Source organism: Imhoffiella purpurea, assembly GCF_000585215.1.
Lineage (GTDB): Bacteria > Pseudomonadota > Gammaproteobacteria > Chromatiales > Chromatiaceae > Imhoffiella > Imhoffiella purpurea.
This window is the reverse complement of sequence record NZ_AONC01000057.1, coordinates 43,709-58,387: the sequence shown is the minus strand read 5'-3', so window position 1 is coordinate 58,387 and position 14,679 is coordinate 43,709. Positions and strand designations below refer to the sequence as shown.

Annotated in this window: 13 protein-coding genes; 10 read left to right on the top strand and 3 right to left on the bottom strand. The window is 65.7% G+C overall.

The features are described from left to right. Positions 1 to 70: 70 nt before the first annotated feature. Positions 71 to 2,461, bottom strand: a complete 2,391-nt coding sequence (locus tag D779_RS23175) for a putative bifunctional diguanylate cyclase/phosphodiesterase (protein WP_052348218.1) — start codon at positions 2,459 to 2,461, stop codon at positions 71 to 73. Positions 2,462 to 3,085: 624 nt separating this feature from the next. Between D779_RS23175 and D779_RS17035 the strand changes: the two genes are divergently transcribed. From D779_RS17035 to D779_RS16990, 10 genes are all read left to right on the top strand, one after another. Continuing rightward, positions 3,086 to 3,664 carry a TerD family protein gene (locus D779_RS17035; protein ID WP_043756349.1) on the top strand — a complete coding sequence of 193 codons (579 nt, stop codon included), beginning with the start codon at positions 3,086 to 3,088 and terminating at the stop codon, positions 3,662 to 3,664. 84 nt (positions 3,665 to 3,748) lie between these two features. Next, positions 3,749 to 4,432 carry a TIGR00266 family protein gene (locus tag D779_RS17030; protein ID WP_043756347.1) on the top strand — a complete coding sequence of 228 codons (684 nt, stop codon included), beginning with the start codon at positions 3,749 to 3,751 and terminating at the stop codon, positions 4,430 to 4,432. Between the two features lie 68 nt (positions 4,433 to 4,500). Beyond that, the gene (locus D779_RS17025) at positions 4,501 to 5,097 is read left to right on the top strand and encodes a TerD family protein (RefSeq protein WP_043756345.1); all 597 of its coding nucleotides are present in this window, start codon (positions 4,501 to 4,503) and stop codon (positions 5,095 to 5,097) included. A 237-nt stretch (positions 5,098 to 5,334) separates the two neighbouring features. Next, positions 5,335 to 6,498 (top strand): phosphoribosyltransferase domain-containing protein, encoded by a 1,164-nt coding sequence (locus tag D779_RS17020; RefSeq protein ID WP_043756365.1) that lies wholly within the window; start codon positions 5,335 to 5,337, stop codon positions 6,496 to 6,498. Between the two features lie 122 nt (positions 6,499 to 6,620). Next, the gene (locus tag D779_RS17015) at positions 6,621 to 7,199 is read left to right on the top strand and encodes a TerD family protein (RefSeq protein ID WP_043756343.1); all 579 of its coding nucleotides are present in this window, start codon (positions 6,621 to 6,623) and stop codon (positions 7,197 to 7,199) included. A gap of 218 nt (positions 7,200 to 7,417) precedes the next feature. Further along, on the top strand, positions 7,418 to 8,608 hold the full coding sequence (locus tag D779_RS17010) for a TerD family protein (RefSeq protein WP_043756341.1): 1,191 nt from the start codon (positions 7,418 to 7,420) through the stop codon (positions 8,606 to 8,608). A gap of 242 nt (positions 8,609 to 8,850) precedes the next feature. Beyond that, on the top strand, positions 8,851 to 9,306 hold the full coding sequence (locus D779_RS17005; protein WP_043756340.1) for a tellurite resistance TerB family protein: 456 nt from the start codon (positions 8,851 to 8,853) through the stop codon (positions 9,304 to 9,306). A gap of 2 nt (positions 9,307 to 9,308) precedes the next feature. Then, a complete protein-coding gene (locus tag D779_RS17000; RefSeq protein WP_043756337.1) occupies positions 9,309 to 10,067 on the top strand; it encodes an HAD family hydrolase in 759 nt (252 codons plus the stop codon). Positions 10,068 to 10,083: 16 nt separating this feature from the next. Continuing rightward, positions 10,084 to 10,953: an HpcH/HpaI aldolase/citrate lyase family protein gene (locus D779_RS16995; RefSeq protein ID WP_043756335.1), complete on the top strand. Its 870-nt coding sequence runs from the start codon at positions 10,084 to 10,086 to the stop codon at positions 10,951 to 10,953. Positions 10,954 to 11,215: 262 nt separating this feature from the next. Further along, positions 11,216 to 12,586, top strand: coding sequence for a reverse transcriptase family protein (locus D779_RS16990; protein WP_052348217.1), 1,371 nt, complete (start codon positions 11,216 to 11,218; stop codon positions 12,584 to 12,586). Between the two features lie 12 nt (positions 12,587 to 12,598). Here D779_RS16990 and D779_RS16985 read toward each other — a convergent pair whose 3' ends face one another. Both D779_RS16985 and D779_RS16980 read right to left on the bottom strand, forming a co-directional pair. After that, positions 12,599 to 13,846 (bottom strand): ATP-binding protein, encoded by a 1,248-nt coding sequence (locus tag D779_RS16985; RefSeq protein WP_043756334.1) that lies wholly within the window; start codon positions 13,844 to 13,846, stop codon positions 12,599 to 12,601. A 131-nt stretch (positions 13,847 to 13,977) separates the two neighbouring features. Continuing rightward, positions 13,978 to 14,589 carry an HAD-IB family hydrolase gene (locus D779_RS16980; RefSeq protein ID WP_043756332.1) on the bottom strand — a complete coding sequence of 204 codons (612 nt, stop codon included), beginning with the start codon at positions 14,587 to 14,589 and terminating at the stop codon, positions 13,978 to 13,980. Between the last annotated feature and the right edge of the window lie 90 nt (positions 14,590 to 14,679).

The window sequence follows — 14,679 nt, the reverse complement described above, 5'->3', positions numbered from 1 at the left end:
TCGTCTAGCCCCGCCGAAGCCGAGCCTGTCGCGACAAGCTCGGCTTCGGCGTCGAATCCGCGCTGCGGCATCATTCGTCCCATCGGCGCTCGATCTCGCTGGCCGGCATCGGCCTGGCGAAGCAATAGCCCTGCAGTATCCCACAGCCGATTCCAGCCAGCATCTCGGCCTGCTCGAAGGTTTCGACACCCTCGGCCACCACCCCCATGTCGAGCGTTCGGCTCAGATCGACGATGGTCTTGACGATGGCCTCGGCGCTCGCGTCCTCGCCCGCCTCGCGGATGAAGGAGCGGTCGATCTTGATGACGTCCACCGGCAACCGCCTCAGATAGGCCAGGCTCGAATGCCCGGTGCCGAAGTCGTCGATGGCCACGCTAACGCCCATGTCCCGCAGCCCCTTCAGGATCGGTCCGGTCTGCTCGGGATTCGCCATGACACAGCTCTCGGTGACCTCGACCTCCAGCAGGCGCGGCGAGATCTCCTGCCGCCCGCACTCCTCGCGGATCATGCCGACCAGGTCGTCGTGCGCCAGCTGGCGGGCCGAGACATTGATGGCCACCCTCTGCCAGCCATGGCCCTCCCGATGCCAGCGCGCGACCTGACCGCAGGCCTCGGCCAGGACCCAGGCGCCGATCTGGCCGATGAGCCCGCAGTCCTCGGCGACCGGGATGAAGCGATCCGGCGGAACGAATCCCTCCTCGCCACGGTTCCAACGCAGCAGCGCCTCGAACCCGACCACCGAATGGTCCGAGGCGGCGACCTTGGGCTGATAATGCAGCGACAGTTCGCGACGATCCACCGCCTCGCGCAGCGCCAGTTCCAGCTCCAGCCTCCGCCTGGCCTGCTCGGCGAAGACCGGACGAAAGAAATGAAAGGCGTTGCGTCCGGCGGACTTGGCCGCATAGAGCGCCATGTCGGCATTCTTCATGAGGACATCCGGATTCGTCCCGTCGTCCGGATAGATGGCGATCCCCAGCGAGGTACGCATGTGGATGCGGTGACTCGGAAGCTCGAATGGCTGGGCGAACGAATCGAGCAGTTCATGCGCCAGCACCGCGGCATCGCCCGGCCGATCGAGACCGGCCATGAGGATCACGAACTCGTCGCCGCCGAGCCGCACCAGTGTGTCGCTGGCGCGCAGCCGGCCCTCGAGCCGCGCGGCGACCTCGCACAAGAGCTGATCTCCGACATGATGACCGAGGCTGTCGTTGACGGCCTTGAACTGATCCAGGTCGAGGATGAGCACGCCGAATTTCCGAAACAGACGCCGCGCTTGCGCGATGCCGTGCTCCAGCCGCTCCAGCAACAGTTTGCGGTTGCCCAGGCCGGTCAGCGGATCGTGCAATGCCTGATGCAGCAGTTTCTGATCCTTGTGGTAATCCTCGGTGACATCGTTGAAGACGGAGACGTAATGGGTGGGGATTCCCTCGGCGTCGCGGACCACATCGATGGTTCGGCGCTCGAGGAACGCCTCGCCGTTGCTGCGGCGGCTCCACATCTCGCCATCCCAGCGTCCCGTCGAGCGCAACCGGCTCCACAGAAGATCGAAGAAGTCGTCGTCGTGCCTGTCCGAGCGCAGCAGGCTGGCCGAGCGCCCGATGATGTCCTCGGATGCATAGCCCGTGATCCGCGTGAAGGCCGGATTGACCTCGAGCACGATCCCGTTGGGCGCCATCACCATGACGCCCTCGGCGGTATTCTCGATCACCGAAATGGCGAGCCGCATGCGCGCGGACCGCTCCTCGGCCTCGGTCTCCAGTTTCAGGCTGTGCTTCAGCAGACGCTCCTGGGCGGAGAGGAGCTCCTGATTGAGCCGCTCGACCAGCACCCTCTGCTCGTCCATCTCGCCGAGCAGCGACTGATTCTCGATCAGACGCTGCTGGGAGATCACCAGGGCATTGCGCGCCTGCGAGTGGCTGAACAAGGCCGCCAGGGCGAAACAGAGCCCGAGGATGAAGACCACGGGCCCCGAGCCCGGCGTATCCAGTATCATGATGGACGCCGGAATCATGAGACTGAGGATGTAGATGCGCGACGGCCACAGAACTGGAGCCAGGAGGGCCGCGCCTCCGCCGGCCAGGCCCGCGATGATCGTGATCAGCGCGAGCCGCTCGGTCGGCTCGGCGGCGGGAAAGACCAAAACCGGGAGCAGGGCCCAGACCAGGGAATTGAGCATGAGCGGCCACTCGAACATCCGGGCGCGGACCCTGATGCTCAGCCGTTCCCGCCGGAGCGCATGCAGGACGACCATCGCCATGCGCAGCGAGACGACGGACAATCCGGCCAGCAGCCAGAGCGGTTCGATCAAAGTGTCCGTCATGAGCCAGTGGATGCCCGCCATCCCGAGCATGGCGATCGCCATCATGGGGATACCGGCCCGGCCTTGCCGGAACGCCTCCTCGATCAGGGCGGAGCGGAGTGGATCGTTCGCGTCCGGGCGGGCGTCGACACGACTGGACATCACCGAATCGAGACCACCCCGAGCCGCGCTCGCCGACGCATCGGCATCGGCCGTGCCCCTGATAGGAGGGGACTCATCCATCCGTCGTCACATCCTGCGCCAGCACCTCTGCCTCCCTCGATGGCCGGTGGAAAGGACAGCCCGATTGCCTAGAGACCGAAACAGACTGCCAGCCACATTTTGCAACCGCTTTCAGAGTCACCGCAATACGCAGGGCGGAGGATCGCACCATCGCGCGGACCCTGTCATATCCGCCCGAGGAACACCGGATTCACAGCGTTGTCTTCTGATGGGCCGCAACCGATCCCAAGAGGGAGATCCAGGGCACCTGGACGGCGTTGAACCCCGCCAGGACTGGGCACGCTGTACCCTGCGAGCCGTGACTCGACTAAACTAAGCGGATTCCGCGCCTGGATCAGGAAACCGACGGCGCGATACCGGACAGGCCATCGCACCGGGCTTCGGCCGGTGTCCGCAATCGCGACCAGGCATCCTACCCCGCGAACCCCATCAGGTACGACGGGCGGGCAACAAGCCGATTTTCAGCCATCGAAGGCTCGATCGAATCATTAGTCTCAATCACCCGATTCACCACCCATCCCCCATTGAACTGAGGAGAAGCACATGGCCATCAGCCTGCAAAAAGGCGGCAACGTCAGCCTGACCAAGACCGACCCCGGTTTGACCAACGTCCTCGTCGGGCTCGGCTGGGACGCACGCTCCACCGACGGCGCCGCCTTCGACCTGGATGCGAGCGTCTTTCTGGTCGGGGAGGACGGCAAGGTCCTTTCGGACGCCCACTTCGTCTTCTACAACCAGAAGACCTCGCCCGACGGCGCCGTGGTCCATGCCGGCGACAACACCACCGGCGAGGGCGAAGGCGACGACGAGACCGTGACCATCAACCTGCCCGGCGTCGAGGCCGGCGTGCAGCGCGTCGTCTTCGCCGTCACCATCCACGAGGCCGAGACCCGCAAACAGAACTTCGGCATGGTCCGCAACGCCTTCATGCGCGTCCTCAACAAGGACTCCAACACCGAGCTGGCCCGCTTCGATCTCTCCGAGGACTACTCCACCGAGACCGCCATGGTCTTCGGCGAGATCTACCGTCACGGCGACGAGTGGAAGTTCAAGGCCGTCGGCCAGGGCTTCGCCGGCGGTCTGGCCGCGCTGGCCAAGGACCACGGCGTCAACATCGGCTGATCTTCAGCGGTCAGCTTCCAGCCGCCAGCCGCCGGCCGAACGCTGGCGGAGGCGGCGGCTTCCATGTAGCCAGAGAGGAATGCCATGCCGAATTTCACGGTCACCGGGGAGATCGATCCCTTCCTGCACGTGAGCATGCAGAAGGGCGAGAAGATCTATTGCGAATCCGGCGCCATGGTCATGATGGAGGAGGCGCTGCAGGTCAAGGGTCAGATGCGGGGCGGCCTGGGACGCGCCCTGATGCGCCGGCTCGCCACCGACGAATCCCTGTTCCAGCAGGAAATCGAGGCGGTCGGCGGCGGCGGCGACTGTCTGCTCTCGCCCGCCCTGCCGGGCGGCATCGAACTGCTCCAGGTCACCCCGGGCTCGCCCTTCACCCTGTCCGACGGCAGCTTTCTCGCCGCCGACAACGGCGTCGAGGTGCGCTCGCGGATGAATAGCCTCGGCGGAGGTCTGTTCGGCGGCACCGGCGGTTTCGTCATCATGGAGGCGGTCGGACAGGGAACGCTGGCGATCTCGGGATTCGGTGCGCTCTTCACCCTGGACATCTCGCCGGATCGCGACACCGTCATCGACAACAGTCACGCGGTCGCCTGGTCGTCCAACCTCCAGTTCGAGGTCGGCATGCCCCGCACCGGAGGCGGCTTCTTCGGCAACGTGGTCAATTCGGTGACCTCGGGCGAGGGTCTGGTGATCCGCTTCCGCGGCCAGGGCAAGGTCGTGGTCTGCTCGCGCAACCGTTCCATCTTCAATCCGCAGACGCACTGAGCGCGCTCCCCGGGGCCAAAGCGCCCGATACAGACACGACAACGATTCCACCACACGAGGTATCAGAGATGGGCATCAGTCTTCAGAAGGGTCAAAAGATCTCGCTCGACAAAGAGGCCGGCGGCGGCCTGACCCGCATCGTCATGGGTCTCGGCTGGGATGCCGCCCAGACCAAGAAATCGGGCTTCCTCGGCGGCATGTTCGGCGGCGGCGGCGACGACAGCATCGACCTCGACGCCTCCTGCCTCATGTTCGACGAGCAGGGCAACCTCCTCGACGCCGTCTGGTTCCGCCAGCTGCACAGCAAGGACGGCAGCATCATGCATACGGGCGACAACCGCACCGGCGAGGGCGAGGGCGACGACGAGCAGATCATCGTCGACCTGTCCAAGGTCCCGGCCGGGGTCAAGAGCCTCGTCTTCACCGTCAACAACTACACCGGACAGGACTTCTCGCAGGTCGCCAACGCCTTCTGCCGCATCGTCAACGCCGCCGACAAGGCCGAGATCGCCCGCTACGACCTCAGCTGCCAGGGCACCCACAACGCCATGATCATGGCCAAGGTCTATCGCCACAACGGCGAGTGGAAGATGCACGCCATCGGCGAGGTCGGCCAGGGCCGCACCTTCGAGCAGCTGCTGCCGCAGATCCAGCCGCACATCTGAGCGCCGCCCGTCCGAGTGACGGCGGCACGTCCGGCCCGATCCGAGTCCGGCTCGACCGGACCGGCCGCCCTCCCGGTATCCCGAAGGTATCCCGCCGGCATCGGCGACGGAGACGTCGCCGACTCGAACCGACCATACACCAGCATTCGAGGGCTCGTTCCGCGCATTCCTTTCGAGCGGAAGGCCCATAGCCGCGATCGAGGGGACACCCCTGCATCGCCGCGTCGAGGATCATTCGTGACGACACGCCATGTTCGACTGGACACGGGACGGCTCGCCGTCCGGGTCCATGAATCCGCCTTCGTGCTCGACGAGCTGTGCGGATTCGCCGCACGCAACAACCGCAACCGCGGATTTCTCTTTCTGAGCAAGGTGCTCGGCAAGCATTGGCCCGCCCGCCCGAGCCAGATGCGCCGCATCCATCGCCATCTGGCCGCCCAGCTGGCGCCGGCCGAAGGTCCCAGGGTCTTCATCGCCATGGCGGAAACCGCCACCGGGCTCGGACAGGGCGTCTTCGAGGCCGCACTGGAGCTCGAGCCGCACACCCCTGGACTCTTCGTCCATTCGACACGCTACCGGGTCGAGGAGCGGCGCTTCCTGGAGTTCCTGGAGCCGCACTGCCATGCCCCCGACCAGTATCTCTATCTTCCGCTGCGCCCGGACCATCTGGAGACCTTCGGCCAGGCCCGCGAGCTGGTCCTGATCGACGACGAGATCAGCACCGGCACCACACTGTGCAACCTGGTCGAGGCCTATCGCGCCTTCAATCCGGCGATCGAGCGGGTCCAGTTCGTCTGCATCACAGACTTCAGCGGAGCGGACAGCGCCGCACGCTTCAGCGACCGGCTCGGACTGCCGGTCTCCTGTCTGGCCGCGCTGCATGCCGACTTCGATTTCGAGCCCTGCCCGCCCCCGTCCGCGGAGCCGCCGCCGGCGGCGGTCGGCGACAATCGGCGCGAGCCCGGACAGATCGCCGACGGACTGGGACGCTTCGGTATCGATCGGCCGCTCGCGGTCCCGACCGAGGCGCTGTTCCATGCGACCCGGGACCTGGCCCCCGGGGCGCCGATCCTCATCCTCGGGACCGGAGAGTTCATGCACGCGGCCTTTCGCGTCGGTCTGGAGCTGGAGGAATGCGGATTCGCCGTCTCGATCCAGTCGACCACACGCTCCCCGATCCTGGTCGGGGCCGACGTGCAACGACGCCTGATCTTCGGCGACAATTACGGCGAAGGGATCGCCAACTATCTCTACAACGTCGATCCGGCCGACTACGCGCGGATCCTCGTCTGTCACGAGACGCCGCGCTCGGGACTCGAAGATCTGATCGATGCACTGAATCCGAATGGAATATCAGGGTCGAACTGCACGACCTACCATTATCCGGATGCCCCCGGCTGACGCCGGGCCCGCGACAGGGTCGCCCTCCCGCCGCCGTCGGACGCGATGCGATTCACCCGGCGGTCACGGCATCGGGGCAGAATAGACAGCAATTCATCTCTCGACAGCGAACGGAGACTCTCATGGCCATCAGCTTGAACAAAGGCGGAAACGTCAACCTGAGCAAGGAGGCGCCCAACCTGGTGAATGCCCTGGTGGGCCTGGGCTGGGACGCGCGCGCGACCGACGGACAGCCGTTCGACCTGGACGCCAGCCTCTTCATGGTGAAGGAGGACGGCAAGGTCCCGAGCGACGCGCACTTCATCTTCTACAACCAGAAGACCTCGCCGGACGGATCGATCAACCATACGGGCGACAACCTAACAGGTGCCGGCGAGGGCGACGACGAATCCATCGAGGTCGCCCTGCCCAAGGTCCCGCCCGAGATCCAGCGACTGGTGATCGTGGTCACCATCCACGATGCCGAGGCCCGTCATCAGAACTTCGGACAGGTCAGCAACGCCTTCGTGCGAGTCGTCAACAAGGACACCAACCAGGAGGTGGTCCGCTTCGACCTCTCCGAGGACTATTCGACCGAGACCGCCATGATCTTCGGCGAGCTCTATCGCCACAGCGGCGACTGGAAGTTCCGCGCCGTCGGCCAGGGCTACGCCGGCGGACTGCGCGCCCTGGCGCTGCAGCACGGCGTCAACGTCGGCTGACCCCGGAACCAATGAAAATCTGAACCGCAAAGGCGCGAGGAACGCAAAGACCTCGATTCCCGGGTAGGGCGCAATAGCGATAGCGTATTGCGCCGCAAGGAAGTCGGCACGGCGCCCGTTCGGTGCAATACGCTTCGCTATTGCACCCTACAGGATTCAGCCTTTGCGCCCTTTGCAATCTTTGCGGTTCGACTCTCATCCACAGAGGTAACGAGCGGATGAATTTGACACGCGGACAACGGGCGAAGATCGCCGACCTGGTACCGAACGGCCAGCGCTTCACGCTCGGGGTCACGGTGAGCGCGCCGGGCATGATCGTCGACATCGCCTGCTTCGGACTGGACGCCGACGCCAAGCTCTCGGACGAGCGCTACATGACCTTCTTCAACCAGCCGAGCACGCCCTGCGGCGGCGTCGCGCTCGCCACGCCGCCGGGCGACACCGCCGGCTTCGCGATCGACCTCTCCCGACTGCCGGCGAGCATCGCCCGCCTGACCATCACCGCGGCCATCGAGGGCGCGGGCACCATGTCGCAGATCGCCAGCGGACAGGTGCGCTTCATGGACGGCGGCTCCGAGGTCGGACGCTTCGCCTTCAGCGGCGGCGACTTCGCCCAGGAGCGCGCACTCATGCTGCTGGAGATCTATCGCAAGGACGGCGTCTGGCGCACCTGCGCGCTCGGTCAGGGCTTCAACGGTGGCCTCGATGCACTGGTCACCCATTTCGGCGGCACCGTCGCCGAGACCCCGCCAGCGCCTCCGCCCGAACCGCCCAAGCCCCAGGCTCCTCCGGTGGATTTGAGCAAGATCACACTCGAGAAGCGAGGCAACTCGGTGGCCCTGGAGAAGGCGGCCAACGGAAACCACGGCGAGATCCTCATCAATCTCAAATGGCGCAGCCTGCCCCAGCCGCAGAAGAAGGGACTGTTCGGCGGATTCGGTCCCAAGCGGACCGATCTGGACATCGGCTGTCTCTACGAGCTGATCGACGGCGACAAGAGCGCCGTCCAGGCACTTGGAAACACCTTCGGCAGCTACAACACCCCGCCCTATATCGCGCTCGACGCGGACGACCGCACCGGCACCAGCTCGGAGGGCGAGAACCTGCGTATCAACGGTCGGCATTGGGACCGCATTCGCCGGGTGCTGGTCTATGCCTTCATCTACGAGGGCGCTCCCAACTGGGCCGAGGCGAACGCGCTCATCACGCTCAAGACGCCGGGACAACCGGAGATCGAGGTCCGACTCGACTCGCACCGCAACGACCGGCCCATGTGCGCCATCGCCCTGCTGGAGAATCAGGGCGGCGCGGTCAAGGTCACCAAGCTGGTGGACTATTATCGAGGCCATGTCGACATGGATCTGGCCCACCGCTGGGACCTCGAATGGGCGCGCGGGCGCAAGGACTGAGCGGCTGAAGGATCCGATCTGCGTCCGCGCCGGGAGGACTCTGCTAAAATCCGGCCGCCGAGCGACCAGCGATCATTCCGGGTCTCTTGCCCCTTCGGAACAGGGACTCGGACCGAAAGGTGCCGAAGAGGGCACGCGAACAGGCGGGAGTGAACGAATTCGATCCCGGCCGGACCAAATTGGACGCGGACCGGCCGAAGCGCCACCCACATTCCACCGACAATAATCCCAAAGGTAACACCATGGCCTTCCAAGATTTCCTCAACAACCTCAAACAGAAAGCGGGCGACCTCAAGAACGAGGCGATGAAGTTCAAGAACAAGGACTTCCTCAACGCCGCCGTGAGCGGATCCGTGCTCATCTCCATGGCCGACGGCAACATCTCCTCCGAGGAGAAGCAGAAGATGATGCGCTTCATCGAGAACTACGAGCCGCTTTCGGTCTTCTCGAGCAAGGAGCTGATCGAGTCCTTCCAGAACGCGGTCACCCAGATCGAATTCGACAAGGATCTGGGCGAGGCCAAGGCCTACGACGCCATCCGCAAGATGAAGAACAACGACTCCGCCTCGCGTCTCATCCTGCGCCTCATCATTTCGATCGCCGGCGCCGACGGCAACTTCGACGACGACGAGAAGCGCGTCGCCCGCAAGATCGCCATGGAGCTGGGTCTCGACCCGGCCGAGTTTGAACTGGCCTGAGCGTGCGGACGCTGGTCTTCCTCGATCTGGACGACACACTGTTCCAGACCCGCCGCAAATGCCCGCCCGAGGCCGATCTGCACCCGGTCGCCTATCTGGAGGATGGCTCGGCCAATTCCTTCATGACCGAGGGGCAGAAGGCCTTGTGGCGGCTTCTGGACGACAACGCCACCCTGATCCCGACCACGGCCCGCAACCTGGGTGCGCTGCGCCGGGTGGATCTGCCGTTCCGGAGCTGGAGCATCCTCGACTATGGCGGGGTCATCCTGGATCCGCGGGGGGAGCCGGATGCGGGCTGGATGGAGCGGATGCGCGCGGCCTCGGGGGAGACCCTCGAAGAACTGGAGGCTCTGCTCGAGGAGGCGGAGTCCTTCGTCGCCCGCTCGGCGCTCTCGGTTCGGATCCGCATCATCGAGGATTTCGGTCTCCCCTTCTATCTGGTCGCCAAATACCGTTCCGGTCGTGCCGAAGATCTGGAGCGTCTTCACCGCGATCTGGTCCTGCCCTGGCTGAGCCTGCGCCAGGACCGCTTTCGTCTGCATCGCAACGACAACAACCTGGCCGTGCTGCCCGCCACGCTCGGCAAGGAGTACGCGGTGCGCTACCTGACCGAGCGTCTGAGCGATGCGGGAGAGACCCTCATGACCATCGGTGTCGGCGACAGCCTGATCGACGGGGCCTTCATGGCCGCCTGCGATTTCGCCATCACACCCCGCAACTCGCAGTTGTTCGGCGCGACGCTCGGGCGATTCGCCCGCTGAACAGGAGGTCTATCACATGCTCGAGGCATACCGTCTGCGCGGATCGCTCTACGTCCCGGTCACCCACAAGGACCTGCTGAACATCGCGAACGGGGCACGCTGGCCCGAGCTGCCCTCGGTCATCTTCTGCACCGAGGATGCCGTGGCCGACGAGGAGCTGGAATTCGGCCTGGACAGACTGCGCGACTGTCTGGCCCACATGAATCCGCGCTCGAAGACCATGCGCTTCGTGCGTGCCCGCAATCCGGACATCCTCGCCAGGCTGCTGGCGCTCCCCGGAGTGGACAAGCTGGACGGATTCGTCCTGCCCAAGACCGATCTGAGCAACATCGACGACTACATGGGGCTGCTCGCCGACTCGCCGCATCTCTGCATGCCGACCCTGGAGACGCGCGACGTCTTCGATGCCGGACGCATGACCGCGCTGCGCGATCAGATGCTGGAGCGCGGCTACCGAAACCGCATCCTGGCGCTGCGCATCGGCGGCAACGACCTGCTCTCCATTCTCGGCATCCGCCGCCCGCGCGACCGCACCCTCTACCGCACCCCGCTCGGCCACACCATCGCCCAGCTGGTGACCATCTTCAAGCCCTACGGATTCCAGCTCACCGCGCCCGTCTTCGAGCATATCGACCGCCCGGAGATCCTGAGCGAGGAACTGAGCGAAGACATCGCCCACGGTCTCTGCGGCAAGACGGCCATCCATCCGGTCCAGATCCCGGTGATCGAATCGGCCTTCGACATCTCGCCCAACGACCTGGAGGCCGCCCACCGCATCCTCCTGGGCGACCGCGCCGTCTTCAAGTTCGACGGCTCCATGTGCGAGGTAGCGACCCACAGCTCCTGGGCCCAGCACATCGTGGCACGTACCGCAGCCGATTCCTGAGCGGCCGGAAATCCCGAAGGTTGACGCTGCCATCGGCGCCCACATAGAGTGAGGCTGCGGACGGCGCCCCGAGGCGGCCGCGATCGGCGGCCTCTCCGGGGCTACCCCGGGGGAGATCCCCAACCAGGCATTCCGACGCACGTGCGTCCCTGCGCTCCGCGCAGGGCTGCACGCGCCTCCACGAGACGGGTCGGGGCGCCGCTCCGCCTCTCCCGCGCCAATCCGTCGGCACCGGCCCCGAATCGGACGGAGGTGATGCGGCTTGAACACCCTGAGACGCGACATCCAGACACTCGCCGCATCGCTGCTGGCGGGGCGATGGGCGCTTCCCGATCTGACCGATCGCCTCCAGCGGGCGCTGCACTGGCCGCATCCGCCAGCCAGCCTGCTCGCGGCGAGGCTGCTCCGCGATCTCGGCGAGCACCATGCGCCGGAGGCACGAACGCTCGCGTCCTGGCTGCTCCAGGACGCCCTTCTGCTCGCCCATCTGGAGCGCGGCTCGGACGCCCGCCCCCACATCGAATGGCTCCTGGATGCGCACGTCATGGAGGCCCAGCCGCCAGCCATGGCGGCAGACGTCCCTCAGCTCCCGACCACCGGCGACCTGGCGGACTGGCTGCGCATCTCCCCCGGCGAGCTCGGCTGGTTCAGCGACCTCTGGTGCAGTCAGGCCCGAGCGTCCCGCGAGCCGCTGCGTCACTACCGCTACCAGTGGCGCCACCGCGAGGATCGGCCACGTCTGATCGAGATCCCCAAGCCCCGGCTCAAGCGCCTTCAGCGCCGCGTCCTCCACGAGATCCTGGATCCGCCGCAGCCGCATCCCGCCGCACACGGATTCCGCGCCGGCCGTTCCTGTCTGACCTATGCACGGCCACACACCGGTCAGCCGGTCGTCGCGCGCATGGATCTGCGTGACTTCTTCCAGAGCGTCCCGATCCGGCGGGTCACCGCATTCTTCCGCTGTCTCGGCTATCCGGCACCGGTCGCGCGCGTCCTGCGCGGACTCTGCACCCACGGCGTCTCGCGTGACGTCCTGACCCGGGCCGGCCTCGATCTGCCCTGGGAGCGACGCCAGCGGCTCGCCTCTCCGCACCTTCCGCAGGGAGCGCCCACCTCGCCCGCGCTGGCCAACCTCTGCTGCTACCGGCTGGACTGCAGACTGACCGGACTCGCCGACAAGCTCGGCCTCCGCTACACCCGATACGCCGACGACCTGGCCTTCTCCGGAGCGGAGAGCCTGCGACACGGATTCGAGCGCTTTCACATTCTGGTCGCCCGCATCGCCTTGGAGGAGGGCTTCGAGCTCAACACCCGCAAGACCCGGCTTATGACCGCCGCCCAGCGCCAGTCCCTGACCGGAATCCTGGTCAACGCACACCCGAATCTCCCCCGCCGGGAGTACGACAGCCTCAAGGCCATCCTGCACAACTGCATCCGCACCGGACCCGCCGCCCAGAACCGCGCGGGGCTGCCGGACTTTCGCGGCCACCTGCGCGGCCGGATCGCCTATCTCGCTCAGATCAACCCGGATCGAGGTGCGCGCCTGCTGCGTCTCTGGGAGGCGATCGAGTGGCCGGACCGGCGAGCGACGGACTCGGCTGACGCAGAGACAGCCGGCCGGCGAGCGCGTTGAAGATCGGTCGATTCATCCCTCGCGCTCCTCAGGCAGAGTCGCGGCAAAGATCGTCAGACAGAGTTCGAGATCGCCGATCGTCTCGTAGAGAGGAGGCCGGCCCGACAGCCGCTCGCCCTCGCGCAGGATCAGCTCGACACCGAAGCCCCGCCGATCCATGAGATAGCTCCGGCCAAGCTCTGGATCCTCGATCGGGTAGTAGCGGGCGAAGAGGCTGGCAATGACCTCGTTGCGTGGAACGGACAACCGGGCCATGGATTCCAGCGACAGCGTGTTCGGCAGCGTGCCCGGCGAGTGGATCTCCAGACGGTCGCGGAACATGAAGAGACGGATCCGCTGACTGTGCAGCGAATAGTCGCGGTGCGCGACGGCGTTGACGATGGCCTCGAAGACGGCATCGAGCGGATACTGGGGATAGTCGATCCGGCCGAGCGGCTTGCGGGCCGAGGTGCGCATATTGCGCTGGACGAAGTGGAAGGCGTCCATGATCTGGCGGTCCAACGGCCCCCGGATCTCGCGCGCGTCGATCTGATCGTTCGGATCGTTCTCCAGCCCGCTATGGGCCACGGCGATGATCTCGGCGTTTCGCAGCCAGCGGCTCGGGTCCAGGGTACAGAGCAATACCCCCGCGACGCTCGGGACCCTTTGCCCGTCGACATCCCGCAGCAGATGCAATCGCGTCAGCTGATCGGCGGGATCGCCCTGCTCGGGCTTGAGAAAACGACGGAGCAAGAGGGCGTCCAGATCGTCGAAACCGCATCCCGGGACCTCCTGCTCCTCGAACCGGATCAGCCGAGCCTGGCTGCGCTGCTGAAAGAGCCGCGCCAAGGCATCTGGAGTCAGCTTGCGCTTGGCGTGCCCGACGCGGCGAAAATAGCCGTTGGCACTTTCGTGGACCCAGAGGCTTTTCGGGACCTCGGCCAGGATCACCGGCCGCGGCGCCCCATCCGGACCGGGCAACTCGAGATGACGCGTGACCAGGTCCAGAGGCGGCCTGATCCGATCCGTGCAGATCGCGGTGAGCCAGGTCTCGACGGCATCCAGATCCTCGAGCGGAATCCCTGGAATCTCCTTCGTCTTGTCGTCGACCCCGAGAACGAGCAGACCGCCGCTGGCATTGCCCATCGCCGCCAGCTCGTCCGACAGCCCGTCGGCATGCGGCTCGACGACCTTGCCGGCGCCACGCACCCTGACTTGCTTCATCTCCAGCGTCGAATCCTCACCGAGTCGGATACGGCGCATCAGTTCGTCAGCACGCATGCCTATGCCTCAAAGACGAAGAAGGATATTCGAGAAGTACGGTTTCCGTACCTCCAGTGTATCCGGCAACGCTTGGTGCCAGTGTCCGCGCAGGATAACCGGCACCATTTCTGGCATGCACTCCTTCCTCATCAGCCCGACTCGAACGGCCGATAGTGAGGATGATCGGCCGCGGCCAGCATCTCGCGGTCGCCGGCCGAATCGCCGTAGGCATGGAGCTCGACGGCCGAGAGATCGCCGAGCAGCGTCTCGAGACGGCGCACCTTTTCCGGACCGCGGCAGTTGAGCCCTTCCAGGCCACCGTCGAAGGCCGACTGGGTGCGCGAGGGCGCGGTGCAGAGCAGATCCTGGAAGCCCAGATGCTCGGCGATATCCTCCAGATAGAGGTCGAGCGAGGCGCTGACCATCACCAGACGATGCCCCTGGTCGCGATGCCAGCGAATGCGCTCCAGCGCCTGCGGACGCACCAGCGAAACGATACGCTTGGCGTGCTCGCGTCCGGCTGCGCTCAACCGCGGCACCGATTGGTCGCGGAAGAGTCTGGCCACGATTTTCTCCTTGAAGCGGTCGCGATTCGAGAGCCGCAGACCCACCTTGAGCCCCTCGAACGCGAGGCTGGCGAAGGCCAGACCGACGGTGAACCGGCCGAAGGCCAGGTTGAGAAAGGGGACGAAGGTGTCCCTGGTGGTGATGGTGCCGTCGAAGTCGAATGCGGCGACCACGGGCTTGGCTGTATCGGCCATGATGTAAATTCGGGTCTCTTCGGATTTGGCCGTCAGCCTCCAGCGGCCAGCCGCCAGCTGAAGCGCTGCGAGCTAGCCGCTGGAGACTGA